Source organism: Polaromonas sp. AER18D-145, from assembly GCF_002379095.1.
Taxonomy (GTDB): Bacteria; Pseudomonadota; Gammaproteobacteria; order Burkholderiales; family Burkholderiaceae_C; genus Polaromonas.
Window position 1 is genome coordinate 1 of record NZ_NBZV01000063.1, and the last position, 22,250, is coordinate 22,250.

Annotated in this window: 24 protein-coding genes, 1 tRNA gene and 1 pseudogene; 13 read left to right on the forward strand and 13 right to left on the reverse strand. The window is 65.2% G+C overall.

Annotated elements, in window-relative coordinates; all coding sequences use genetic code 11:
* Positions 1 to 186 (forward strand): annotated as a pseudogene (locus B7G52_RS21260) (DUF4148 domain-containing protein); the annotation flags it as partial.
* A gap of 222 nt (positions 187 to 408) precedes the next feature.
* On the opposite strand, the gene B7G52_RS24225 reads toward B7G52_RS21260, so the two are convergent.
* The gene (locus B7G52_RS24225; RefSeq protein ID WP_240523572.1) at positions 409 to 3,603 is read right to left on the reverse strand and encodes an L-glutamate gamma-semialdehyde dehydrogenase; all 3,195 of its coding nucleotides are present in this window, start codon (positions 3,601 to 3,603) and stop codon (positions 409 to 411) included.
* A gap of 96 nt (positions 3,604 to 3,699) precedes the next feature.
* Between B7G52_RS24225 and B7G52_RS21275 the strand changes: the two genes are divergently transcribed.
* From B7G52_RS21275 to B7G52_RS21285, 3 genes are all read left to right on the forward strand, one after another.
* Positions 3,700 to 4,179, forward strand: coding sequence for an Lrp/AsnC ligand binding domain-containing protein (locus B7G52_RS21275; protein ID WP_096699675.1), 480 nt, complete (start codon positions 3,700 to 3,702; stop codon positions 4,177 to 4,179).
* A 178-nt stretch (positions 4,180 to 4,357) separates the two neighbouring features.
* Positions 4,358 to 5,497, forward strand: a complete 1,140-nt coding sequence (locus B7G52_RS21280; RefSeq protein ID WP_096699676.1) for an ABC transporter substrate-binding protein — start codon at positions 4,358 to 4,360, stop codon at positions 5,495 to 5,497.
* A gap of 40 nt (positions 5,498 to 5,537) precedes the next feature.
* On the forward strand, positions 5,538 to 6,116 hold the full coding sequence (locus tag B7G52_RS21285; RefSeq protein WP_096699677.1) for a DUF3617 domain-containing protein: 579 nt from the start codon (positions 5,538 to 5,540) through the stop codon (positions 6,114 to 6,116).
* A 138-nt stretch (positions 6,117 to 6,254) separates the two neighbouring features.
* On the opposite strand, the gene B7G52_RS21290 is transcribed toward B7G52_RS21285, so the two are convergent.
* Positions 6,255 to 6,977, reverse strand: a complete 723-nt coding sequence (locus B7G52_RS21290; RefSeq protein WP_096699678.1) for a YggS family pyridoxal phosphate-dependent enzyme — start codon at positions 6,975 to 6,977, stop codon at positions 6,255 to 6,257.
* Positions 6,978 to 7,011: 34 nt separating this feature from the next.
* Between B7G52_RS21290 and B7G52_RS21295 the strand changes: the two genes are divergently transcribed.
* The 3 genes from B7G52_RS21295 (at position 7,012) to B7G52_RS21305 (ending at position 10,291) form a co-directional block, all read left to right on the forward strand.
* Positions 7,012 to 8,055, forward strand: a complete 1,044-nt coding sequence (locus B7G52_RS21295) for a type IV pilus twitching motility protein PilT (RefSeq protein WP_096669303.1) — start codon at positions 7,012 to 7,014, stop codon at positions 8,053 to 8,055.
* Between the two features lie 175 nt (positions 8,056 to 8,230).
* Positions 8,231 to 9,367, forward strand: coding sequence for a PilT/PilU family type 4a pilus ATPase (locus tag B7G52_RS21300; protein ID WP_096699679.1), 1,137 nt, complete (start codon positions 8,231 to 8,233; stop codon positions 9,365 to 9,367).
* 3 nt (positions 9,368 to 9,370) lie between these two features.
* Entirely contained in the window at positions 9,371 to 10,291 is a 921-nt protein-coding gene (locus B7G52_RS21305) for an NAD(P)-dependent oxidoreductase (RefSeq protein WP_096699680.1), read from the forward strand.
* Between the two features lie 169 nt (positions 10,292 to 10,460).
* Here B7G52_RS21305 and B7G52_RS21310 read toward each other — a convergent pair whose 3' ends face one another.
* The 3 genes from B7G52_RS21310 to B7G52_RS21320 form a co-directional block, all read right to left on the reverse strand.
* On the reverse strand, positions 10,461 to 11,144 hold the full coding sequence (locus B7G52_RS21310) for a BON domain-containing protein (protein WP_371329051.1): 684 nt from the start codon (positions 11,142 to 11,144) through the stop codon (positions 10,461 to 10,463).
* Positions 11,145 to 11,741, reverse strand: a complete 597-nt coding sequence (locus B7G52_RS21315) for a phosphoheptose isomerase (RefSeq protein WP_096669309.1) — start codon at positions 11,739 to 11,741, stop codon at positions 11,145 to 11,147.
* A 110-nt stretch (positions 11,742 to 11,851) separates the two neighbouring features.
* A complete protein-coding gene (locus B7G52_RS21320) occupies positions 11,852 to 12,307 on the reverse strand; it encodes a YraN family protein (protein WP_096699681.1) in 456 nt (151 codons plus the stop codon).
* Between the two features lie 50 nt (positions 12,308 to 12,357).
* On the opposite strand from B7G52_RS21320, the gene rsmI reads away from it, so the two are divergent.
* A complete protein-coding gene (gene rsmI, locus B7G52_RS21325; protein ID WP_096699694.1) occupies positions 12,358 to 13,197 on the forward strand; it encodes a 16S rRNA (cytidine(1402)-2'-O)-methyltransferase in 840 nt (279 codons plus the stop codon).
* Positions 13,198 to 13,219: 22 nt separating this feature from the next.
* Here the strand turns inward: rsmI and B7G52_RS21330 are convergent, their stop codons facing one another.
* A complete protein-coding gene (locus B7G52_RS21330; RefSeq protein ID WP_096699682.1) occupies positions 13,220 to 13,711 on the reverse strand; it encodes a hypothetical protein in 492 nt (163 codons plus the stop codon).
* Positions 13,712 to 13,824: 113 nt separating this feature from the next.
* Between B7G52_RS21330 and B7G52_RS21335 the strand changes: the two genes are divergently transcribed.
* Complete coding sequence (locus tag B7G52_RS21335; protein WP_096699683.1) at positions 13,825 to 14,427, forward strand: DUF938 domain-containing protein; 603 nt, start codon at positions 13,825 to 13,827, stop codon at positions 14,425 to 14,427.
* Here B7G52_RS21335 and B7G52_RS21340 read toward each other — a convergent pair.
* On the reverse strand, positions 14,424 to 15,470 hold the full coding sequence (locus B7G52_RS21340) for a 3'-5' exonuclease (protein ID WP_096699684.1): 1,047 nt from the start codon (positions 15,468 to 15,470) through the stop codon (positions 14,424 to 14,426). The genes B7G52_RS21335 and B7G52_RS21340 overlap by 4 nt on opposite strands.
* A gap of 71 nt (positions 15,471 to 15,541) precedes the next feature.
* Positions 15,542 to 15,617 (reverse strand) — tRNA-Arg (locus B7G52_RS21345).
* A gap of 205 nt (positions 15,618 to 15,822) precedes the next feature.
* Between B7G52_RS21345 and B7G52_RS21350 the strand changes: the two genes are divergently transcribed.
* Complete coding sequence (locus B7G52_RS21350; RefSeq protein ID WP_096699685.1) at positions 15,823 to 16,701, forward strand: cytochrome c5 family protein; 879 nt, start codon at positions 15,823 to 15,825, stop codon at positions 16,699 to 16,701.
* Between the two features lie 107 nt (positions 16,702 to 16,808).
* On the opposite strand, the gene B7G52_RS21355 is transcribed toward B7G52_RS21350, so the two are convergent.
* The 4 genes from B7G52_RS21355 to B7G52_RS21370 are packed head-to-tail and all read right to left on the reverse strand — an operon-like array spanning position 16,809 to position 19,661.
* Positions 16,809 to 17,360, reverse strand: coding sequence for a DUF2946 family protein (locus B7G52_RS21355; RefSeq protein ID WP_096699686.1), 552 nt, complete (start codon positions 17,358 to 17,360; stop codon positions 16,809 to 16,811).
* Between the two features lie 5 nt (positions 17,361 to 17,365).
* A complete protein-coding gene (locus B7G52_RS21360; RefSeq protein ID WP_096699687.1) occupies positions 17,366 to 18,370 on the reverse strand; it encodes a YheT family hydrolase in 1,005 nt (334 codons plus the stop codon).
* 13 nt (positions 18,371 to 18,383) lie between these two features.
* Positions 18,384 to 18,830 carry a nuclear transport factor 2 family protein gene (locus B7G52_RS21365; protein ID WP_096699688.1) on the reverse strand — a complete coding sequence of 149 codons (447 nt, stop codon included), beginning with the start codon at positions 18,828 to 18,830 and terminating at the stop codon, positions 18,384 to 18,386.
* A 21-nt stretch (positions 18,831 to 18,851) separates the two neighbouring features.
* Positions 18,852 to 19,661 (reverse strand): hypothetical protein, encoded by an 810-nt coding sequence (locus tag B7G52_RS21370; protein ID WP_096699689.1) that lies wholly within the window; start codon positions 19,659 to 19,661, stop codon positions 18,852 to 18,854.
* Between the two features lie 43 nt (positions 19,662 to 19,704).
* Between B7G52_RS21370 and B7G52_RS21375 the strand changes: the two genes are divergently transcribed.
* The 3 genes from B7G52_RS21375 (at position 19,705) to B7G52_RS21385 (ending at position 21,812) form a co-directional block, all read left to right on the forward strand.
* Complete coding sequence (locus tag B7G52_RS21375; protein ID WP_096699690.1) at positions 19,705 to 20,313, forward strand: LemA family protein; 609 nt, start codon at positions 19,705 to 19,707, stop codon at positions 20,311 to 20,313.
* An 81-nt stretch (positions 20,314 to 20,394) separates the two neighbouring features.
* On the forward strand, positions 20,395 to 21,264 hold the full coding sequence (locus tag B7G52_RS21380) for a YgcG family protein (RefSeq protein WP_096699691.1): 870 nt from the start codon (positions 20,395 to 20,397) through the stop codon (positions 21,262 to 21,264).
* Between the two features lie 5 nt (positions 21,265 to 21,269).
* Complete coding sequence (locus B7G52_RS21385) at positions 21,270 to 21,812, forward strand: TPM domain-containing protein (RefSeq protein ID WP_096699692.1); 543 nt, start codon at positions 21,270 to 21,272, stop codon at positions 21,810 to 21,812.
* A gap of 11 nt (positions 21,813 to 21,823) precedes the next feature.
* On the opposite strand, the gene B7G52_RS23700 is transcribed toward B7G52_RS21385, so the two are convergent.
* Complete coding sequence (locus B7G52_RS23700) at positions 21,824 to 21,967, reverse strand: hypothetical protein (protein WP_170954837.1); 144 nt, start codon at positions 21,965 to 21,967, stop codon at positions 21,824 to 21,826.
* Positions 21,968 to 22,250 lie beyond the last annotated feature (283 nt).

A 22,250-nucleotide genomic window follows, 5' to 3' on the forward strand; every position in this document is an offset into this window, starting at 1 on the left:
ACCCGCTCCGTGGCCGAAGTCCAGGCCGAAGCCGCCGCCAAAGTGAAAACCCACAGCCAGGAGCCTGCCGGCTCGCGCGTGGCGGCCACCGCGCAGTCCTCGACCGACCGCGCCACCGTGCGGGCACAAGCGGCCGACGCTGTCCGCCTGGGCCAGATCCCGCGCGGCGAAGCCACTTACCTGTAATAGCTGCACGCTGGCCGGGTTTCGGCCGGTCGACTCCCCACCACCCGGGCTCCGGCCCTGGCAGCGGGTGAATCTTTGAAATCGGGCTCTTCGGAGCCCGATTTTCTTTTCGGGACAGGAACTTGAACCACCAGCCCCTGCCCGGGGTGGTTCAGGAATGAAAAGCCCCGCCAGTCCGGGGACAGGTGGGGCTTTTCGCCTATCCGGCCCTCCAGGGCTTGTTCAGGTCCCCGACAGCAAGGCCGCATTACCGCCCGCCGCCGTGGTGTTCACGGTAACGGTCTGCTCCGCGCAGAAGCGGTAGAGGTAATGCGGGCCGCCGGCTTTGGGGCCGGTGCCGCTGAGCCCCTCGCCACCGAAGGGCTGCACACCAACCACCGCGCCGATCATGTTGCGGTTGATATAGATGTTGCCGACATGGGCGGCCGCGGCCAGCGCCTGGGCGCGCGAGTCGATGCGGGTCTGGATGCCCAGCGTGAGACCGTAGCCGAGGGCGTTGATCTGCGCGATGACGGCTTCGGGCGTTTTCAGCGCGCCGCTGCCCCAGCGCACGATCTGCAGCACCGGGCCGAAAATTTCGTCTTTCACCTCGGCCAGGCTGCTGACTTCAAAGGCGCTGGGCAGCACCAGATTTGCTATCAAATCAGGAGCTGCTTGCGCCCTACAGGAAAAAGCTGGAAGCACTTTTGACGTGGAGCCCAGGCGCTGCAGGTGGTTCTGGATGTTGTCAAACGCCTCGCGGTCTATCACCGGGCCGACGTCGGTGGCCAGCGCGGCCGGGTCGCCAACGGCCAGCTCCTGCAGCGCGCCCTGGATCATGTCCACCACCTTGTCGGCAATACCCTCGTGCAGACACAGCAGGCGCAGCGCCGAGCAGCGCTGGCCGGCCGAGCGGAAGGCGCTTTGCACCACGGCATCCACCACCTGCTCGGGCAGGGCGCTGCTGTCGACCAGCATGGCGTTGATGCCGCCGGTCTCGGCGATCAGCGGAACAATAGCCCCGTCCTTGGCGGCCAGCGCGCGGTTGATGATTTTGGCAACCTGGGTCGAGCCGGTGAACACCACACCGGCAATCCCCGGCGCCGCCACCAGCGCCGCACCGACGGTTTCGCCGGGGCCGTGCAAGAGCTGCAGCGCGCCTTCGGGCACACCGGCGGCGTGCAGCAGCCGGACGGCCGCCAGCGCCACGCCCGGCGTCTGCTCGGCGGGCTTGGCCAGCACCGCGTTGCCGGTGGCCAGCGCGGCGGCGACCTGGCCGGTGAAAATGGCCAGAGGAAAATTCCAGGGGCTGATGCAGACCCAGACGCCGCGTGCGCTCAGGCGCAACTCGTTGGTTTCACCGGTCGGCCCCGGCAAGGCGATGGGCGCCATGATGCGTTCGGCTTCATTGGCGTAGTAGCGCAGGAAGTCAATCGCCTCGCGCACCTCGGACACCGCGTCGCCCCAGGTCTTGAAGGCTTCCTTGACCAGCCAGGCGCAGAACATGGGCATGTGCTGCTGCAGCGCATCAGCGGCGCGGCGCAGGATGGCGGCGCGTTCGGCCACATCGATCTTGCTCCATTTTTGATAGCTGCTTTCGCCCGTCGCTACTGCGCTGGCGGCCAATTTGGCATCAAACGCCGGCACTGCGGGCACTTGCACCGTCGTGAAGGCTGCGAACAGTGGCGCACGCATGGCTTCCACCGTCAGGTCCAGCCCCTCGCTGTTGGGTCGGCCCGGGCCATACAGGGCGGGCGGCAGCGGCAGGGACGCCTCGGGTTCCACACGCAGGGGTGAGGTCAGCAACTGGTCCATGCCCACCGATTCGTCGGCGAGCTGGTGCACGAACGAGGAGTTGGCGCCGTTTTCCAGCAGGCGCCGCACCAGGTAGGCCAGCAGGTCGCGGTGCGCACCCACCGGCGCGTAGATGCGTACCGGAACATCCCACGCATGCAACGGCGCAGCTCCTCCCCCTGCAGGGGGAGGCTGGGAGGGGGAGAGCGTCAATGCACCCCGAAGGGGTTTCCGCGAGATTTCGCGGTAAACCCCCTCGCCCATGCCGTGCAGCCTCTGCAACTCGAATTGGGCGGTCGCTGGATGCGCAGAGCCCTCACCCCTACCCTCTCCCAGAGGGAGAGGGGGCCATGCGGGGACGGTTTTACTGCCTCTCCCCCTGGGAGAGGGCGGGGGTGAGGGCTGCCCGGCGGCGCCCGCCAGTTCTGGGCCGGGCCGGGCTGCCATCTGCAAAATCGCGGCAATCGTGCCGGCGTTGTGGCCGGCGAACTGCGGATAAATCGCGTCGGGCGCGGCCAGCAGGGCCTGCGCGCAGGCGAGGTAAGACACGTCGGTGTGGTGCTTGTGCGTGAACACCGGGTAGTGCGGCAGGCCCAGCTCCTGCGCGCGCTTGATTTCCGAGTCCCAGTAGGCGCCTTTGACCAGGCGGCACATGAAACGCAGCCGGTACTTGCGGGCCAGGGTGATGACGTGTTCGACCAGCTCCAGCGCACGCGTCTGGTAAGCCTGCAGGGCCAGGCCGAAGCCCTGCCACTGCGGCTGCTGCTGCGCCACCAAAGCGGCCAGGGCTTCAAACACGGCTAGCGAGAGTTCGAGCCGGTCCACCTCTTCGGCGTCTATCGTCAGGTTGATGTTGGCCCGAGCCGCCAACTCGCACAGGCCCCAGACGCGCGGCACCAGTTCGGCCAGCACCCGCGCGCGCTGGGCGTCTTCGTAACGCGGGTGCAGCGCGCTGAGCTTGATGGAAATGCCGTCGTTTTGCTCACAAGCGCAGGTCGCATTTGCGCGAACAGCTATTGATTTGATAGCATTCTCATAACTGGCCAGGTAGTGCAGCGCGTCGGCATCGGTGCGCGCACCCTCGCCCAGCATGTCATAACTGAATCTCAGATTCGCCACCTTCCTGCGCGCGCTGTCGGCCTCGCCCATGGCGTCACCTATCGTCTGGCCCAGTACAAATTGCCGGCCCAGCAGTTGCACCGCGCGCAGGGTGGCGGCCACCACGGTACGCGCACCGAGCTTGCTCATGATGCTGCTCTGGCCGTCCTCCGGCAGAAACTTCTTGGACATCGCGATGGCCGAGGCCGACAGGCGCGCCATCACGCCGTCGCTGGCGCCCTCAAAATCGGCGCGGCCCAGCTGGTCGGCGGTCAGGGCAATTGCGGTCTCGGCGTCGGGCACGCGCAACAGCGCTTCGGCCAGGCGCATCAGGGCGAGGCCTTCGGCGCTGGAAATCGGGTATTCCTTGAGCAGGCTTTCCATGGCCCAGAAGGGCGGCGGGTTGTTGCGCACGGCCTGCACCCAGGGCCGGGCCAGCGGCGCGGCGGCGGCCCAGTCGAGCGCCCCGGCCAGCGCCTGCAGGTGCCGGGCGACGATGCCGGCTTCGGGCCGGTAAGGGAAAGGAAGGCGTGGCTGTTGCGACATGAAAACCTCCGCAATATGGTGAATCACGCCATGTTCTCTGGATTCAATGAGAATTTCACGCTAAATTCAGGCACCAATCCCGAATAATTCACTAGCATGACCGACACCCTGCCCGACATTGACCGCATCGACCTGAAGATTTTGAGCGTGCTGCAGCAGGACGGGCGCCTCTCCAACCTCAAGCTGGCCGAAGCGGTGGCGCTGTCGCCCACGGCCGTGCTGGCGCGCGTGCAGCGGCTCACGCGCGATGGCTACATCCTGGGCTACGAGGCGCGGCTGAACCCGCTCAAGCTGGGCGCCGGCATGCTGGTGTTCGTCGAGGTGTTGCTGGACCGCACCACGCCGCATGTGTTTGAAGCTTTCAAGGCGGCGGTGCAGGTCTACCCGCAGATCATGGAATGCCACATGGTGGCCGGTGGCTTTGACTACCTGCTCAAGACCCGCATGGCCGACATGGCGGCCTACCGCGACTTTGCCGGCAACGCGCTCTGGCAGTTGCCCGGCGTGCGCGAAACCCGCACCTACGCGGTGATGGAAGAGGTCAAGAACACCACCCAGCTCGCCCTGGGTGTGTGATCGCTGCAACTGCAGCGCTGCCTGCGCCGGGCAATTTGCGCTGTTTTACCCAATAGTTCATGCCTTGTGGGCAAACCGCATTGTCACCACCGGTTATTTGGACTAAGTTGGCTTCGGGTAGGTTCTGCCTTGCATAGGCAAGCCGTCCGCACAGCACAACAACACCACGGAGTCCAGCATGAACATTTTCCAACGATGGGGCGCCTGCAGCCTGCTTGCGGTCCTGCTCACGGCGCCCGGCCATGCGGCGGACATCGGCGTCACGGACAAGGAAATCCTGGTGGGGCAGTTCGCGGCCCAGACCGGCCCCGCCGCTGAACTCGGCAAGCGCATGCAGCTGGGCATGCTGGCGCATTTCAAGGCGGTCAACGCGGCCGGCGGCATCAACGGCCGCACCATCCGGCTGGTGTCGCGCGACGACGGGTATGAGCCGGAGAAGGCGGCGGCCGCCGTCAAGGCGCTGATCGAGGAGGACAAGGTTTTTGCGCTGGTGGGCTCGGTCGGCACGCCGACCACGCTGGCGGCGGTGCCCGCCATCAATGCGGCCGGCATTCCGCTGATCGGCCCCTTCACCGGCGCGCAGGCCCTGCGCGAACCGTTCAACCGCAACCTGTTTCATGTGCGCGCCAGCTACTTTGACGAAACCGAGCGCATCGTGCAGCACCTGAGCACGCTGGGCATCAAGAAGATTGCGGTGTTCTACCAGAACGACTCCTACGGCAAGGCCGGTCTGGAAGGCGTGACACGGGCGCTGATCAAACGCAACCTCAAGCCCGCCGCAGCGGTGACGGTGGAGCGCAATTCGGTCGATGTCACCGCCGCATGGGCCGAACTGTTGAAAGCCGCGCCGGAAGCGGTGGTGCAGATCAGCGCCTACAAATCCTGCGCGGCGCTGATCAAGCTGGCGCGCAGCAAGGGTTATGGCGGGCAATTTTTCAATGTGAGTTTTGTCGGCTCCACGGCCCTGTCGGCGGAACTTGGCGATGCCGGCGCCGGCGTGACGATTTCGCAGGTGGTGCCCTTTCCCTACACACCTTCGTCGGAGATCGTGCGCGAGTACCAGCAGCGCATGACCGAAGCCGGCAACAAGGACTTCGACTTCTCCAGCATGGAAGGTTTTCTGGCCGCCAAGGTGTTTGCCGAAGGGGTGCGCCGGGCCGGCAAGGCCCTGACACGCGCGAGCCTGGTCAGCGGGCTGGAGTCCATGCGCGATGTCAACATGGGCGGGTTCATGGTCAATTACAGCCCGAAAGAGCACGAAGCATCCCGTTACACCGACCTGACCATCATTGGGCGTGGCGGTCGTTTTGTTCGCTAGTGCAATGCACTAAAGTGATGCTTTTTTGAGGAGGAAAGTCATGAAACGCTTTTTATCCCGGGGCCTGTTCGCCGCCTGCGCGCCTGCGCTGGGCCTGCTTTTTCTGCTGGCCCAACCCGTGGCGGCACAGTCCCTCAAGCCCGGTTTGTGGGAGATCAACAACAAAATGCAGTCGAGCTCGGGTCAGATGGAAAAATCCATGGCCGAGGCGCAAAAGCAGATGGCAGCCATGCCCCCCGAGCAGCGCAAGATGATGCAGGACATGATGGCCAAACAGGGCATGTCCATGGGCCCCGGCGCCGGGGGCAACATGGCCGTGAAAATCTGCATGACCAAAGAGATGGCGGAGCGCAATGAGCTACCCGCCCAGCAGGGCGACTGCAAGACCACGAACTCGCCGCGTTCGGGCAACACCATGAAGATGTCGTTTGCCTGCACCCAGCCGCCGTCCAGCGGCGAAGGCACGGTGACCTTTGTCAGCCCCGAGGCCTACACGATGAAGATGACCATGAAAAGCATGATGCAGGGCAAGCCGGAAACCATGACCATGGACGGCGGCGGCAAATGGCTGTCGGCGGACTGCGGCAACATCAAGCCAATGGTTGTACCCAAAAAATAGTCGGGACGGACCGCCGGCGGTTGCGAGGACTTTTCTCCATTCAAGCCGGGGCCGCGGATCTGGCTTCGCCAGTCCGCAGGCGCAGCGGCCCCCTCGGGGGGCAGGGCGCTACACGAAGTGAGCAACCGTGGGGGCTCCTTAACGGCCGCCGAAAATGGCGGTTCCGACGCGCACCATGGTGCTGCCGGCGTGAATGGCGGCTTCCAGGTCGGCCGTCATGCCCATCGACAGCGTGTCCATGGCCTGCGGCAACACGCCAGCCCGATTGATCTGGTCAAAAAGGTCTGCAGCCCTTTTGTGAATAGCGCAAGCAGCTACAAAATCAGGAGCAGGCTCGGGAATCGACATGAGGCCGCGCAGTTGCAGCCGCGGCAGCCGCGCGACCTCGGCCGCCAGCGCCTGGGCGTCCTGCGGGGCCACGCCGGACTTGGTGGCGCCGCCGTCGATGTTGACCTGCAGGCATACCTGCAGCGGCGGCAAATGCGGCGGGCGCTGCTCGCTCAGGCGCTGCGCAATCTTCAGGCGATCCACCGACTGCACCCAGTCAAAGTGTTCGGCGACCAGCCGCGTCTTGTTGCTCTGGATGGGGCCGATGCAATGCCACTCCGATGGACGGGAGAGCGGCAGGTCAGGGTGATCGGCTTCCCACGCGCGCACTGCCAGAATCTTGTCCACCCCCTCCTGGATGTAGTTCTCGCCGAATGCGCGTTGCCCGTCGGACATGGCCTCGATCACCGCGTCGGCATTGAAAGTTTTGGACACGGCCAGCAGGCGCACGCTGGCGGGATCGCGTGCGGCAGCAACACAGGCCGTGGTTATACGGTCACGGACAAGTTGGAGGTTGCGCACAATCATGGTCATAATCCAAATGTAAAACTTTTCAGGAATCCCCGGGATGGACATTACCCAACTGCTGGCTTTTAGCGTCAAGAACAAGGCATCTGACTTGCATCTATCGGCCGGCTTGCCGCCCATGATCCGGGTGCATGGGGATGTCAGGCGCATCAATGTCGACCCGCTGGATCACAAGCAGGTTCATGCCATGGTGTACGACATCATGAACGACACGCAGCGCAAGAACTACGAAGAATTCCTGGAGATCGACTTCTCCTTCGAGATCGACGGCCTGGCGCGTTTTCGCGTCAATGCCTTCAACCAGAACCGCGGCGCGGGCGCCGTGTTCCGGACCATCCCCTCGAAAATCCTGACGCTGGAGCAGCTGGGCGCGCCGAAAATTTTCGGCGACCTGGCGATGAAGCCGCGCGGCATGGTGCTGGTCACCGGTCCGACCGGTTCGGGCAAATCGACCACGCTGGCGGCCATGGTCAACTACCTCAACGAAACCGAGTACGGCCACATCCTGACGGTGGAAGACCCGATCGAGTTTGTGCATGAATCCAAGAAATGCCTGATCAACCAGCGCGAGGTCGGCCCGCACACGCTGAGCTTCAGCGCGGCGCTCAAATCCGCGCTGCGTGAAGACCCGGACGCCATCCTGGTCGGCGAGATGCGCGATCTGGAAACCATCCGCCTGGCGATGACCGCCGCCGAGACCGGCCACCTGGTGTTTGGCACGCTGCACACCTCCAGCGCCGCCAAAACCATCGACCGGATCATCGACGTGTTTCCGTCCGAAGAAAAGGAAATGATCCGCGCCATGTTGTCGGAATCGCTGCAGGCCGTGATCTCGCAGACCCTGTGCAAGACCAAGGACGGCCAGGGCCGCGTCGCCGCGCACGAGATCATGCTTGGCACCAGCGCGATCCGCAATTTGATCCGCGAGGCCAAGGTCGCGCAGATGTACTCGTCCATCCAGACCGGCAACAGCGTGGGCATGCAGACGCTGGACCAGAATCTGACCGACCTCGTCAAGCGCAACGTGATCTCGGCGGCCGAAGCCCGCGGCAAGGCAAAAATACCCGAGAACTTCCCCGGCTGATCATGGCCCCCACGCTTGTCACTTCGTGTACTGCGCTGCCCCCCAGGGGGGCCGCTGCGCCTGCGGCCCGGCAAAGCCGGTTCCGCGGCCCCTGCTTGACTGAAGAGCCTCTGCTCTCATCTGCCCATCCTTCCGTTTTTCCGCGACTACCGCATTAGTTTGAAAGGAGTCGCAAATGGAACGCGACCAGGCCAGTAAATTCATCAACGACCTTCTCAGGCTGATGGTCAGCCGCAGCGGCAGCGATTTGTTCATCACCGGCGACTTTCCGCCCGCGATGAAGGTCGACGGCAAGGTCACCAAAGTCTCGCCGCAGCCGCTCAACGCCGGCCACACGCTGGCCCTGGCGCGCGCCATCATGAACGACAAGCAGGCGGCCGAGTTCGAGCGCACCAAGGAATGCAACTTCGCGATCTCGCCCCCCGGCGTCGGGCGCTTCCGCGTCAACGCTTTCATCCAGCAGGGCAAGGTCGGCATGGTGATGCGGGTGATCCCGGCCGTCTTGCCGACCATCGACGGCCTGGGCGTGCCGCAGGTGCTCAAGGACGTGGTGATGTCCAAGCGCGGCCTGTGCATCCTGGTGGGCGCCACCGGTTCGGGCAAGTCCACCACGCTGGCCGCGATGGTGGACTGGCGCAACGAAAACTCCTACGGCCACATCATCACCATCGAAGACCCGGTGGAGTTTGTGCATCCGCACAAGAACTGCGTGATCACCCAGCGCGAAGTGGGCCTGGACACCGACAGCTGGGAGGCGGCCCTGAAAAACACCCTGCGCCAGGCCCCCGACGTGATCCTGATGGGCGAGGTGCGCGACCGTGAAACCATGGAACACGCCGTCGCCTTTGCCGAAACCGGCCACCTCTGCCTGTGCACGCTGCATGCCAACAGCGCCAACCAGGCGCTGGACCGCATCATCAACTTCTTCCCGGAAGAGCGCCGCGCCCAGCTGTTGATGGACCTGTCGCTGAACATGAAGGCCATGATCTCCCAGCGGCTGGTGGTCAAGCAGGACGGCAAGGGCCGCTTCGCCGCCGTGGAAGTGATGCTCAATACGCCGCTGATTTCCGACCTGATCTTCAAGGGCGAGGTTTCCGAGATCAAGGAGATCATGAAGAAAAGCCGCAACCTCGGCATGCAAACCTTCGACCAGGCGCTCTTCGACGCCTTCGAGAGCAACATGATCACTTACGAAGATGCGCTGCGCAACGCCGACTCGGTCAACGACCTGCGGCTGCAGATCAAACTCAACTCGCAGCGCGCCAAGACGCAGGATCTGGCCGCCGGCACCGAACACATGTCCATTGTTTAACTCATGACCACTTCCAGCACCAACCCCAAAACCTACGAACCCGCCCCGTCCCGCAAAGTCGCCTTTCTGGGCCTGGGCGTCATGGGCTACCCGATGGCGGGCCACCTCGCGCTGGCCGGTCACCAGGTCACCGTCTACAACCGGACTGCTACCAAATCAGTAGCATGGTGCGCAGAATACGCGGGCGCCAAAGACCCAAAACATGCGGCGACACCGCGTGAAGCGGCACAGGGCGCCGACATCGTTTTTTGCTGCGTCGGCAACGACGATGACTTGCGCGGCGTGACGCTCGGCCCCGACGGCGCCTTTGCCGGCATGCAGCCGGGCGCCATCTTCGTGGACCACACCACCGCATCGGCCGACGTGGCCCGCGAGCTGTATGCCGCAGCCCAGGCCCTGAAGCTGCAGTTTGTTGACGCCCCGGTCTCGGGCGGCCAGGCGGGTGCACAAAACGGCCTGCTGACCGTGATGTGCGGCGGTGACGCGGCGGCCTTTGACGCCGTCAAGCCGGCCGGCATGGCATTTTCCAAAGCCTTCACGCTGATGGGCGCCAGCGGCGCCGGCCAGCTGACCAAAATGGTCAACCAAATCTGCATCGCCGGACTGGTGCAGGGCCTGAGCGAAGCGATTGCCTTTGGCCAGAAGGCCGGCCTGGACATGAACCAGGTGCTGGACGTGATCGGCAAGGGCGCCGCACAAAGCTGGCAGCTCGACAACCGCGGCAAGACCATGGTGGCCGACAAGTTCGACTTTGGCTTTGCCGTGGACTGGATGCGCAAGGACCTGGGGCTGGTGCTCGACGAAGCCAAGACCAATGGTGCCAGGCTGCCGGTCACGGCCCTGGTGGACCAGTTTTACGGCGATGTGCAGGCCATGGGCGGGCAGCGCTGGGACACCTCCAGCCTGATCAAGCGGTTGAAGTAGCCCCCACGGTCGCTCGCTGCGCGTAGCTCCCTGCCCCCCGAGGGGGCCGCTGCGCCTGCGGCCCCTGCTTGAAGCAGACGAGCCCCCCCGGTCGGGGTACCCGGTAGGTGGGGCCCACAAAAAAGCCGGTGTTTGTACCGGCCTTTTTTGTCTCCCCGCGCAGCCGGGATCAGCCGCCGCTGCCCGCCGGACGTGTTGCCGTGGCCGGTTTGGCCGGCTGCGGCACCAGGCCGCGCAGCTCGTCCTCGCTGATGATCTCGAGAATGCGCACCACCTTCTGCACGCCGCGGGCACCGCGCACGATTTCCGTGGCGCGATCGGCTTCGCGCTGCGTCACACGGCCCATCAGGTAGACGGTGCCACGCTCCGTGACCACCTTGAAGGCGTTGGCATAAATGTCGCTGGAGTCGATCAGCAGGGCCTTCACCTGGCCGGTGATCAACACATCGGAGGAACGCTGCACCAGCGTCGGGCTGTTGATGATGGCCAGCTCATTGACCACGGAGGTCACGTTCTCCACCCGCGACACGACCTGCTCCACCAGCTTTTTGTCCTGCTCGTTGAGCACTTCGCCGGTCAGCAGCACCTGGCGGTTGTAGCTGGTCACGCTGACCCGCGCCCGGCTGCCGATGTTGTCGCGCAGGCGGGCCATGGCGCGCAGCTCGATGCCCTCGTCTTCGAGCTGGGCGCCCGAGGTGCGGCGGTCAATGGCAACCATCGCGCCAGCCGCCGCGCCGCCCAGAACCAGCGGGAAGCAGGCGCTCAGGCTGCCGCCCACAAGGGTAGCGGTGCAGACGGTCAGCAGCAGCCGCTGATAAGGTCGCATGGGTCCGAAAATGGCTTTGACGGTCATTTAAGTGTTCTCCTGGTCACCAAGTAATTGGGCATCCACGCCATCACAGATACAGTGAAGGGCCAGCAGATGAACTTCCTGAATGCGTGCCGTGCGGTCATGCGGCACGCAGATGTGCACGTCGGTCTCGCGCAGCGCGGCGCTCATTTTTCCGCCGCTTTTGCCGGTCAGCGCCACCACGGTCATCTCGCGCTCATGGGCCGCCTCGATGGCCGCCAGCACATTGGCCGAGTTGCCGCTGGTGCTCAGCGCCAGCAGCACGTCGCCGGCACCGCCGAGCGCGCGCACCTGCTTGGAGAAAATCACGCTGAAGTCGTAGTCGTTGGCGATCGCCGTGAGGATGGAGCTGTCGGTGGTCAGCGCAATGGCGCCCAGCTCGGGCCGCTCGCGCTCGAAACGTCCGACAAATTCGGCCGCAAAATGCTGGGCATCGGCCGCCGAGCCGCCATTGCCGCAGGCCAGCACCTTGCCGCCGCTGGTCACGCTGGCCAGGATGGCCTGCACCGCCGCCGCAATCGGCTTGGACAGGATTTGCGCCGCTTGGTACTTCAGGTCGGCACTGTCGATGAAGTGCTGTTCTATACGTTGTTCGAGCATGGGTCAATGATACCGGGTCGGATTTTCAATCAGCGCCCCGCAGCCCCTCCGGCCCGCCAGACGCAATGCATGGTTACAAAATGGGGACGAAACAGCCCTGCGCAAGCGGCTCAGTCCGCTTCAAAGGCGCCGCGCAGCCATTCCACGGCCACCGTGTCGGGTGCGTCCAGCCGGCCCTGCACTGTGACCACGTCAAAGCGGCAGGGCGGCAGGCTGGCAAACCGCATCAGGTACTGCCGGGCCGCAAAAATGATGCGCCTCTGCTTGACGGCGCTGATGCTGGCCGCCGCCCCGCCATGCAGCATGCTCCTGCGCTGGCGCACTTCGACAAACACCAGGGTGCCGTCGGGCGCCCGCATGATCAGGTCCACCTCGCCGCCGCCGCGGCCGGGGGTCCGATAATTGGACTCGACCAGCCTCATCCCGGCGCGCACCAGATGCGCCAGCGCCAGCGACTCCGCCGCATCCCCCAGGCGCTTGGTGGTAATCTGGCCGGGCTGCTCCGCTGCGTCAGCGTCGGCGCCACCCGGCGGCCCTTTTGCAACCTGTTTTCTGGAAAACCACATTGAACGCTTCCTTTGACCTGGCCCTGCCCGCTGCGCGCGCTGCGGCAGGCATGCAGCATTATCCCGAAGCTGCGCTGTATGTGGTGGCCACGCCGATCGGCAACCTGTCGGACATCAGCCTGCGCGCGCTGCATGTGCTGCAGCTGGTGCATGCGATTGCCTGCGAAGACACACGGCATACCCAGACGCTGCTGCGCCAGTACGGCATCGACAAGCCGCTGCTGGCCGTGCATGAACACAACGAAGCCCAGGCGGCGCTGCTCGTGATCGAACGCCTGCAGCGCGGCGAACGCGTCGCCTATGTCAGCGACGCCGGCACCCCGGCCGTCAGTGACCCGGGCGCGCGCCTGGTGGCGGCCGTTCGCGCCGCCGGGCTGACCATCCTGCCGCTGCCCGGCGCCAGCAGTGTGACCACCGCGCTGAGCGTGGCCGGCATCAGCGGCGGCTCGGGGTTTGTGTTTGCCGGCTTCCTGCCGTCCAAGGCGATGGAGCGGGAGCAGGCCGTGCAGGCGCTGCAGGCCGACGCGCGTGCCGTCGTCATTCTCGAAGCGCCGCACCGCATGGAAGTCCTGGCGCGTGCGATGGCGCCGCTGGGCAGCCGGCTGGTCACGGTCTGCCGCGAGCTGACCAAGCAGTTTGAGGAAATTGCCACGGTCGCGGCGCAGGATCTCAGCGCCTGGCTGGCCGCCGGCACGCAGCGTACCCGCGGCGAATTTGCGCTGGTGCTGCACCCCGGGGAAGAGGCGCGGGCCAAGGACGACGGCCACCGTGTCCTGCAGTTGCTGCTGGCCGAGCTGCCGCTCAAAACCGCCGTCAAGCTGGCCGCCGACATCACCGGCGCACCGCGCAATGAGCTGTACGAAACCGCCCTGCAGCTGAAAAAAGCCTGAGGTCCTGCTGGGGTCCTGCGGTTCAGTCCCGATCGTTCGGCGCGTTCACGAATTCCATCCCCGGATGGGCTCTCTGCACCACCTGGTTGCTATCCAGATAAACCCAGTAGAAGAGGTCCTGCAGGTCGTACCAGCGGTAGGTCAGGATGTCGCCCGGCCAGGAGGAAACGCGATCGACAAGGGTGGGGCGCCCGAACTCGCGCAACACATCGTCCCGCGTCCATTTGCCGGGTTCGATGCGCGCAAAATCCCTGGCATTGAGAACCTGCCGGACGCTGAGCACGCGGCCCGAGGCGTCCAGGTCCACCATGAAGGCGAACTGGCCGGTGGGCTGGCCGGAGTACTGCAGGCGCGTGCCCTGGGGGATAGGCACCACGGCACCGGGCTGGCCCAGGCGCGCCACCACGTCGCCCTGCGACATGCCCGGCTGGACGGCACTGAACGGGTGAAGTGCGCAGCCACCGAGCCACAGCAGGCTGACCACCAGAACAAAAAGAATCTTGGGCAATCGCATGGCAGGTCCTTGGGTTGAATGGCCGCTGTGTTTGTTATACACCGCCCCCGGGCTGCAGGATTCGACCCACCCCGGGGCGCAGCGGTTCCCCGCACAGCGACAATCGGTGACCTATGAACAAGCCCCATGCGCCCGCCACCGACCGCAACCGCGATCCCATCCTGAGCGTGCTGCGCGAGCGTTTTGCCGACCGGCGTTCGGTGCTCGAAATTGGCAGCGGCACGGGCCAGCACGCGGTGTATTTCGCGGGCGCCCTGCCCTGGCTGCAATGGCAAACCTCGGACGTCGCCGGCAATCTGCCGGGCATGCAGCTCTGGCTGGATGAGGCCGGGCTGCCCAATACCCCGGCGCCCGTCGCGCTGGACCTGCGCCAGGACTGGCCCGATCTGTCGTTTGACGCGGTGTTCAGTGCCAACACCCTGCACATCATGGGCTGGCCTGAAGTGCAGCGGCTGTTCCAGGCACTGGACCGGCACATGCCGTCGGGCGGGCTGCTCACGGTGTATGGCCCCTTCAACTACGGCGGCCGTTTCACCAGCGACAGCAATGCCGCGTTTGATGCCTCCCTGCGTGCCGGCAACCCCGCCAGCGGACTGCGCGATGTCGAGGCGGTCCATGTCCTGGCGGCCACGGCCGGCCTGCACCTGGTGGAAGACCGCGCCATGCCGGCCAACAACCGCTGCATCACCTGGCAGCGTCGCCCGGACAAGTTTTAAAGAGCCCTTGCCTCGACCTGGCCCGGTCGCAGCGAATACCGGTTGCCCGCGTCCAGGCGTTCCACCTGGACACGCGCGGCCCGGTTGCCGTACACCGAGGCCTTGAGCCATTCACATTCGGCCTGCAACTGCGCCCCGTCACCGAGGCGGGTGTGCCACACCCGGTGCTCCCCGTCCCAGCGATAGCCCCTGGCCTTGAGCAGATCCTTGGCCTCGAAGGGAGCGGCGGTCGCCTGCAGCCGGTAGCTGGGCCTGGCCGCGACAGACAGCAGCTGTGCCAGCCCCGTCTGTCCAGACACCGGAAGCGGGCTGGCCAGCACCGCCAGCAGCGCGTGGCAATCCATCTCGGCGCGGTGCGCATCGTAGAACCAGCCGAGTTCCAGCGCCAGCTGCGTGAGTTTGGCCGAGCCGCGGCCTTCTTTTTTCCAGTCCAGATCAGCAAACGAACAAGCCCAGGGCAATTGCGCAAACCGCGCCAGCCTGGCCTCGACAAATGGGCGGTCAAAACCGGCGTTGTGGGCAATGACCAAGTCCGCATCGGCCAGCATGGCCGCCACCCGCAGCTCATCAAGCTTGTGGCCGCGAACCATGTCGTCGCTGATGCCGGTGAGTTCCTGGATCTCCAGCGGAATCGGCATGCCCGGGTCTTCGAGGCCGTCATAAACATCGACGGTGCCGACCGGCAGGCCGGTGGCCAGATCCACGTCGACCCGCAGTAGCGCAAGCTCCATGATGCGGTCCCGCGATACGTCCAGCCCGGTGGTTTCGGTATCCAGAATCAGCAGGCGCGTGACCGGCCCCCCGGACTGATGTGCAAACTGCTGCGGCACAGGCAGGCGCCGCAGCACGCGGTAATCGGCATGCAGCTCCAGTGCCAGCGCCATCGCTTCCGGTGTGAGCAGCTCCGATGCTGGAGCAGGGGGGACGATTCGGGTTTTGCGGGTTCGGGGCAGAACGGGCGCCGGCGCGGTAGGCGCAGCGTCGTCAAAACCGAATCCCAGTTGGTCCGCAGGTGGTGCGCGACCGTCTGACTCGGTATTCATGTTTCACTCCAGAGCATGGGGCACGGCGTCATGCATGGCCGGGGACAGACATGACCGACTGAAAGCGGATGTGGTGCGGCTGGCGGGGATCGAACCCACGACCCTTGGCTTCGGAGGCCAATACTCTATCCACTGAGCTACAGCCGCAACGCTGAAACAAGGCATCTACCGGCGCTTTGCAGCGGATAGACGACCCGCAAGGGCAGACGCTGGGCGCACTGCACTTGTGGAAGAGCCTGATTCTATCAGTCGGACAGGCCGCGTCCGGGATTTACAGGGGTGGCGGCTATAATCAAAGGTTGTCGAATATGAGTTGCTTTAGTTACCGATTTTTAGTTTTTTTGAGGAAGCCATGAGCGCAAACGATCCAACGACGGCCCACGAAGAAGACCACTCAGGCCCCATCAAAACACCCAAGCAGCTCCTGCTTGCCGTTTTCTTCTCTTTTGTAGTCCCTGTTTTTGCCATCATTGCGCTGGTTTATTACGTCACGTCGGACAACAAGCCTGCCGCCGGAGCAGGTGACCTCGAGAAAGCGGTTGCGCAGCGCATCCAGAAAATCGGCATGGTTGAAATCCGCGATGCCAACCGTCCGCTGAAAGCCGGCAGCGAAGTGTATGCAGCGCAATGCGCCGCCTGCCACGCCACCGGTGCAGCCGGCGCCCCCAAGTTTGGCGACGTAGCCGCCTGGGCGCCACGCATCAAAACCGGCTTCGAGGCGCTGTGGAACTCCTCACTCAAAGGCAAAAACGCCATGGGCCCGCAGGGCGGCGGTGATTTTGACGATGTCGAAATCGGCAGAGCCGTGGTGCACCTGGCCAATGCCGCCGGTGCAAAGTTCGCCGAACCGCAAAAGGTCGCAGCCGCGGCAGATGCCGGCGCAGCAGCAGCACCCGCCGCTCCAGCGGCACCTGTAGCCGCTCCCGCGGTGGCGGCTGCGCCCGCAGCGCCCGTGGTGGTGGCCGCCGCCGCGCCAGCCGCAGCATCCAAGGCCGGCACCGGCGAAGCGCTGTACAAGCAGGCCTGCCTGGCCTGCCATGCGTCAGGTGTTGCTGGTGCGCCCAAGTTTGGCGACAAGGCCGCCTGGGCGCCGCGCATCCAGACCGGTCTGGACATGATGACGGCCAGCGTGATCAAGGGCAAAAATGCCATGCCGCCCAAAGGAGGTTCTTCCGCCTCCGACGCGGATATCCGGGCTGCCGTCGAATACATGGTCAGCGCCGCCAAATAAGCGTCATCCGCTCTACCAAAAAAGCCGGTTTCTGACCGGCTTTTTTTTGATCAAAACAGGCTCAGGCCCTTTAAATGCAAGCGCAGATAGCTATCAAAATGGTAGCGTCAAACGGGCTGATTGCGACTGGCTGCCGGGCTGCGCACATAACCGAAACGGGACGGCAAGTCCCGGGTGACCGCCTCCACAGGCACCCACAAGCCCTGCTCGATCGCCTCCGCCGCCTGCACCATGTCCTGGGTATGCACCAGGCCAAAACCAATGTCGGTTTCCAGATAGAGCCGGCCATGTTCATCGAGAATGCAGCGCTGCACACGCGCGGGCCGGCCGGTGTGCGCGGTGACTGAAAAATCCGGTGCACTGCCGATCCGCCAGACCAGCGGTGTCGCCTCGAGTTCGACATAGACGCGTTGCGGCCCGTTCTGGAAAAACCACTGGCCGGCCGCGTCGCCTTCGTAGTTGCGGGCGATGAAGTCGATCAGCTTGTCGTGTTTGAGCAGCGAACCCTTGCCCGCCCCCGCACCGCCGGCAAAAGGGCCCGCCGCCTGGGCCTGGTCATCGCGCATGTACCAGTTGCCGCGCGCGTCCAGGCCCAGCCAGCCGTAGCAGTGCGGTACGTTGGGCCACTTGGCGATGGCCTGGCGAACAATGTCATCCATGCGGCCTATTTTGCCCCGCTGGCTGTTGCGCCAAGAAGCGCCGAGAAAAACCCGCACACCGCCTCGGGCATGGCGCGCACATGTCCCGGAAAAGGCGCCGATGGGAAACCGACGTGGCCGCCTTCGCGCGGCTGCCAGAGTGTCACGGCCGCACTCACATCGCCGGCCTGCGGCAGACTGCCGGCCGGAATGAAGGGGTCGTTGAGGGCATTGAGCGCCAGCGCCGGGACCACGATGCGCCGCATGTGCGGTTTGGCCGAGGCGCGCGCCCAGTAGTCTTCGGTATTCCTGAACCCATGCAGCGGTGCCGTGACAACATTGTCGAAGGCATACAGGTCGCGCGCCGCGAGCAGGGCGTCGGCGCTGAAGAGACCCGGGTGCTGCTCCAGCTTCTTCAGCGCCTTGGGCACCATGGAGCTCAGGAACATGCGGGTGTAGACCCGGCGGTTGAAGCCCCGGCCGATCGCATGGCCGCTGGCCATCAGGTCCAGCGGGGAGCAGACCGAGGCGACGGCATCCACCACACGGCCCGCCGAAGTTTCCATTTCGGCCGCCCAACGCATCAGCGCATTGCCGCCCAGCGAAATGCCGACGGCAAACAGCGGGCCGGCGTGGCCGGCCCGGAAACGCCGCAGGATCCAGTCAATCTCCTCGAAGTCGCCCGAATGGTAGGCCCGCGGCGCGCGGTTGAGTTCGCCCGAGCAGCCGCGGAAATGCGGCACGGCGCAGGCCCAGCCGCGCTCGCGGGCGACATCGGCAAACGCCTCGGCATAGTGGCTGCCCGAGGACCCTTCCAGGCCGTGAAAAACCACCAGCAGGGGCTCCTGCCCTGCCGCGGCACCTGCCGTGGCATGGCGCGCGAAGTCCACATCGACAAAATCATCATCCGGCGCGGTCCAGCGCTCGCGGCGAAAGCTCGGTGCCTCGGCCAGGTAACGCTGCGAGCGCAGCGCGGCATAAATGGTCTGCAGGTTGCCGCCGGGTAGCCACCATGGTGCGTCGTAAAACATCGCGTCTTGCGCCTCAGTGCAGCACTTGCGGGCAGTCCGAGATTTCCTGCATCTCGCGGGGCGTGCCGGGACTGGCATGGTGGGCCACCAGGCGCCAGCCCTGCGCCGTCTTGTGGTACACGTTGGTGGCGATCACATAGGCGTGGCGCGGACCTTCTTCGGTCATGACCTCGATGCGTTCGAGCACGCTGTGCACGCTGGCGCCCAGGGCTTCGATCTTGCGGACTTTTTCGGCATGCGCCCGAATGCTGCCGTTGGCAAACATGGCGTCAAAGGCGGCGCGTATCGCACCGGCGCCCACGAGCCGGGGCCCGCCGGGGTGGACACAGACAATGTCGTCTTCGTCGGCCCAGCAAGCCATCAGCCGGTCGATGTCGCCGGCCTGCAGGGCCTCGTAAAACGCCGTCTCGATCTCATCGGCGTTGCCGCTGTCGGCCGGGGAAACTTTGGGTTTTCGCATGAGTGGTTAGGGTGTGCGTGTTCAGTCCGCCGGGCAATCTTGCCCTGTATTAAGCCACGCCCGCACCACGTCCTGCATGTGGGGCGCCTGCACGGCCTGCCACAACAGTTCGGGTGCCACCACATGGATGCCGGCCGGCAACACCCGCAGAACCACCTCCACAAACTCGGCCAGCCTGGCGGGCCGCACCGGCTGCGCTGCGGCCGGGATCATGTACTTGAAGGTTGAGAGCATCCAGGCCGCGACCTTCCCGGGCAAACTGCCGCCAGGCGCCCTGGGCTGCTGTTGTGCAGAGCGCACCAGCAGCACCCGCTCGAACCCCAGCGCGGCGACCTGCTGCTCGTCAACGCTGACCAGACCGTGGCGCAGCGCCTGCGGCAGCCGGCCCGGTGCATGCGGCAGCACCAACACCAGGGTCTGGACGCCACAACGCCTGAGCCACTGCGCCAGCGCGGGCAATTGCGCCAGCTGTGGCGTCCAGAGCGCGCGCTCCCGGTCGTGGTAAAGCCGGGGCGGCTCAAACATCACCACGCCAGTCTGCACCTGCAGCGGGCGCACCGGCCAGGCAGCGATGTCCTCGCCCCGCACGGCCGCAATCGAGACCTGCGCCAGCCCGGTGCTCATGGGCTCGTGCGCCAGCACGTGGGTATGCGCAAAGCCGTCGCTGCCGGCCAGCCGGCGCAGGACCTCGCTGCCCAGCGCGCCGGTGGCGCCGGCCACGATCAGGCTTGGGCGAGCCGCAGCCGTGGCGGACACCGGTCGCAGCGAGGCCTGCAACACCTGCCGTAGATCAAGGGCCTGGCGGGAATAAAGGAGGGGATGCGGCGACATTCGACTATGGTAGTGTTGCAGCTTGCACTTTTGGAGGCTTGCCATGAAATCACTTTTTTTCAGCCGGGGCCTTGCCGGCCTTTTCACCGTGTTGGCCCTGCTGCTGTCGGGCTGCGGCTACAACGACTTCCAGCGACTCGACGAGCAGACCAAGTCGGCCTGGTCGGAAGTCCTCAACCAGTACCAGCGCCGTGCCGACCTGGTGCCCAACATCGTTGCCACCGTCAAGGGTGAGGCCAATTTCGAGCAGGAAACCCTGACCAAGGTCGTGGAAGCCCGGGCCAAGGCCACCTCCATGCAGGTGACGCCGGAGACCCTGAACAACCCCGAAGCCTTTGCGAAATTCCAGGCGGCGCAGGGTGAACTCAGTTCTGCCCTGTCCCGCCTGCTGGTGGTGACGGAAAACTACCCCAACCTCAAGGCCAACCAGGGCTTTCAGGACCTGCGCGTTCAACTGGAGGGCACGGAAAACCGCATCACGGTGGCGCGCAACCGCTACATCCAGGCGGTGCAGGCCTACAACGTGCTCGCACGCAGCTTTCCGAACAACCTGACGGCCATGGTGTTCGGCTACACGGTCAAACCCACCTTCAGCGTGCAGAACGAGGCACAGATCTCGACGCCGCCGACCGTGGACTTCAACAAGAAATAAGCGGCCAGCGCCTTGCTCCTCGTGCGCCGCCCTCTGCTTTGCTTCCCGGGCCGGGCCGCGGTTGGCGCGTCGGCACGCGCCATGGCGGGCCTGTTGCTGGCCGCCGGCCTGCTGTTCAGCTCCCTGACAGCCTGGGCGCAGGACGTGCTGCCCGTGCCCGCGTTGTCGGCGCGCGTGATGGACAGCACCGGGACGCTCGATGCCGCGCAGCGCCAGGCCCTGGAGGCCAAACTGGCGGCTTTTGAGCAGGCACGCGGCGCGCAGGTGGTGCTGCTGATGGTGCCGACCACCGCACCGGAAGACATCGCAGCCTACGCGCAGCGGGTCGGCGACAGCTGGAAGATCGGACGCAAGGACGTCGGCGACGGACTGTTGCTCGTGGTGGCAAAAAACGACCGCAAGGTGCGCATCGAAACCACCAAGACGCTGGAGGGCGCGATCCCCGACCTGGCGGCGCGCCAGATCATCGACCGCGCCATCACACCGCGTTTCCGGCAAGGCGACTTCGCCGGTGGGCTCGACGCGGCCACCGACCAGATCATCGCGCTGATCAGCGGAGAAAAGCTGCCTGTGCCTGATGCCCAAGCGGGCAACTCGGGCGGCAAGGGTTTCAACTGGACCGACATGGCGGTGTTCCTGTTTTTTGCGGTTCCGATAGGCGCCCGGGTGATGTCGGGCATCTTCGGCCGCAAGCTGGGGGCCATGCTGACCGGCGGCGCCGTCGGCGGCCTGGCCTGGTTTTTCACCAGCAGCCTGCTGATTGGCGGCGTCGCCACGCTGATCGGCGCGGTGTTTGCGCTGATTGCCAGCGTGGGCTCGCTGGGATCCATCGGGCGTGCGGGACGATCGTCCGGTTGGGGCGGTGGTGGCTTTGGCGGTGGCGGTGGCGGCGGCTTCAGCAGCGGCGGTGGTGGCAATTTCGGTGGCGGCGGCGCGTCGGGGAACTGGTGAGCACCATGATCAACAAGCTCAAGGTCCTGATCCGGCACCTGTGGCTGGATGCGTCCGACACGGCGCGTGCCATCCCGCCCGACCTGCTGGACCGGCTGGCCCGGCGCGTGGCCGCCAGCGAGCGACGCCACAGCGGCGAGATCCGCATCTGTGTCGAGTCGTCACTGCCCGCCAGCTACCTGTGGCGGCTGGGTAGAAACACACCCATTAGTGCCCTCATACGCGAACGTGCGGTGATGATGTTTGGCAAATTGCGCGTCTGGGACACCGAGTACAACAACGGCGTGCTGATCTATGTGCTGCTGGCCGAGCACGCCATCGAAATCGTGGCCGACCGCGGCGTGGCCAGGCATGTGAGCCCGGCGCAGTGGCAGGCCATGGTGGCCCACATGGCCAGCGCGTTTCGGGAAAAGCGTTATGAAGACGGGCTGACCCAGGCGCTGGAAGAAACCTCGGCGGTGCTGATGCAGCACTTTGCCGTGCCCACAGGCACTGGCGGTGCCGAGCCGGGTCCCAACGAACTGCCCGACACCCCCCTGCTGCGGTAAGCCGGGTAGGCTCAGGGCACCATGAGCACACCCAGGGCGGCGACCACAGCCACCAGCACGAGAAGCCGCTTCAGCCACACGTGGCGCAGACGCTTGGCCTTGCGCCCGGGCTCCAACTCCTCCGCCCACGTCAAACTGTCCAGAATGCTGTCCATTGGTGTCGCCTTGTCTTCCGGTTGAACTCCTCGCGACAATAACGCCCGCCGGCGCACCCTGCTGGCCCTTCTCGTGTCTAGCTGTTACAGCCATTCCTGATTTGATAGCTACTCGCGCCCACCAGACAAGGGGAAAGCATCAATTTAGCAAGAAAACAAGTGCCTCAGGTGCAGCGCATCCACAACAGCCTGCCGCGCCCGGCGCCGGACCTCGGCCCGGGCAGGAAACGGGGCACGCCCATGAAAAAAGCCCCGGCCTGGCGGGCGGGGCTTTTTTCATGGG

Excerpts from the sequence above, each read along its gene's own strand:
- B7G52_RS24225 (WP_240523572.1), bottom strand. The coding sequence starts at position 3,603 with ATGTCGCAACAGCCACGCCTTCCTTTCCCTTACCGGCCCGAAGCCGGC.
- B7G52_RS21275 (WP_096699675.1), top strand. The coding sequence starts at position 3,700 with ATGACCGACACCCTGCCCGACATTGACCGCATCGACCTGAAGATTTTG.
- B7G52_RS21280 (WP_096699676.1), top strand. The coding sequence starts at position 4,358 with ATGAACATTTTCCAACGATGGGGCGCCTGCAGCCTGCTTGCGGTCCTG.
- B7G52_RS21285 (WP_096699677.1), top strand. The coding sequence starts at position 5,538 with ATGAAACGCTTTTTATCCCGGGGCCTGTTCGCCGCCTGCGCGCCTGCG.
- B7G52_RS21290 (WP_096699678.1), bottom strand. The coding sequence starts at position 6,977 with ATGACCATGATTGTGCGCAACCTCCAACTTGTCCGTGACCGTATAACC.
- B7G52_RS21295 (WP_096669303.1), top strand. The coding sequence starts at position 7,012 with ATGGACATTACCCAACTGCTGGCTTTTAGCGTCAAGAACAAGGCATCT.
- B7G52_RS21300 (WP_096699679.1), top strand. The coding sequence starts at position 8,231 with ATGGAACGCGACCAGGCCAGTAAATTCATCAACGACCTTCTCAGGCTG.
- B7G52_RS21305 (WP_096699680.1), top strand. The coding sequence starts at position 9,371 with ATGACCACTTCCAGCACCAACCCCAAAACCTACGAACCCGCCCCGTCC.
- B7G52_RS21310 (WP_371329051.1), bottom strand. The coding sequence starts at position 11,144 with ATGACCGTCAAAGCCATTTTCGGACCCATGCGACCTTATCAGCGGCTG.
- B7G52_RS21315 (WP_096669309.1), bottom strand. The coding sequence starts at position 11,741 with ATGCTCGAACAACGTATAGAACAGCACTTCATCGACAGTGCCGACCTG.
- B7G52_RS21320 (WP_096699681.1), bottom strand. The coding sequence starts at position 12,307 with ATGTGGTTTTCCAGAAAACAGGTTGCAAAAGGGCCGCCGGGTGGCGCC.
- rsmI (WP_096699694.1), top strand. The coding sequence starts at position 12,358 with ATGCAGCATTATCCCGAAGCTGCGCTGTATGTGGTGGCCACGCCGATC.
- B7G52_RS21330 (WP_096699682.1), bottom strand. The coding sequence starts at position 13,711 with ATGCGATTGCCCAAGATTCTTTTTGTTCTGGTGGTCAGCCTGCTGTGG.
- B7G52_RS21335 (WP_096699683.1), top strand. The coding sequence starts at position 13,825 with ATGAACAAGCCCCATGCGCCCGCCACCGACCGCAACCGCGATCCCATC.
- B7G52_RS21340 (WP_096699684.1), bottom strand. The coding sequence starts at position 15,470 with ATGAATACCGAGTCAGACGGTCGCGCACCACCTGCGGACCAACTGGGA.
- B7G52_RS21350 (WP_096699685.1), top strand. The coding sequence starts at position 15,823 with ATGAGCGCAAACGATCCAACGACGGCCCACGAAGAAGACCACTCAGGC.
- B7G52_RS21355 (WP_096699686.1), bottom strand. The coding sequence starts at position 17,360 with ATGGATGACATTGTTCGCCAGGCCATCGCCAAGTGGCCCAACGTACCG.
- B7G52_RS21360 (WP_096699687.1), bottom strand. The coding sequence starts at position 18,370 with ATGTTTTACGACGCACCATGGTGGCTACCCGGCGGCAACCTGCAGACC.
- B7G52_RS21365 (WP_096699688.1), bottom strand. The coding sequence starts at position 18,830 with ATGCGAAAACCCAAAGTTTCCCCGGCCGACAGCGGCAACGCCGATGAG.
- B7G52_RS21370 (WP_096699689.1), bottom strand. The coding sequence starts at position 19,661 with ATGTCGCCGCATCCCCTCCTTTATTCCCGCCAGGCCCTTGATCTACGG.
- B7G52_RS21375 (WP_096699690.1), top strand. The coding sequence starts at position 19,705 with ATGAAATCACTTTTTTTCAGCCGGGGCCTTGCCGGCCTTTTCACCGTG.
- B7G52_RS21380 (WP_096699691.1), top strand. The coding sequence starts at position 20,395 with ATGGCGGGCCTGTTGCTGGCCGCCGGCCTGCTGTTCAGCTCCCTGACA.
- B7G52_RS21385 (WP_096699692.1), top strand. The coding sequence starts at position 21,270 with ATGATCAACAAGCTCAAGGTCCTGATCCGGCACCTGTGGCTGGATGCG.
- B7G52_RS23700 (WP_170954837.1), bottom strand. The coding sequence starts at position 21,967 with ATGGACAGCATTCTGGACAGTTTGACGTGGGCGGAGGAGTTGGAGCCC.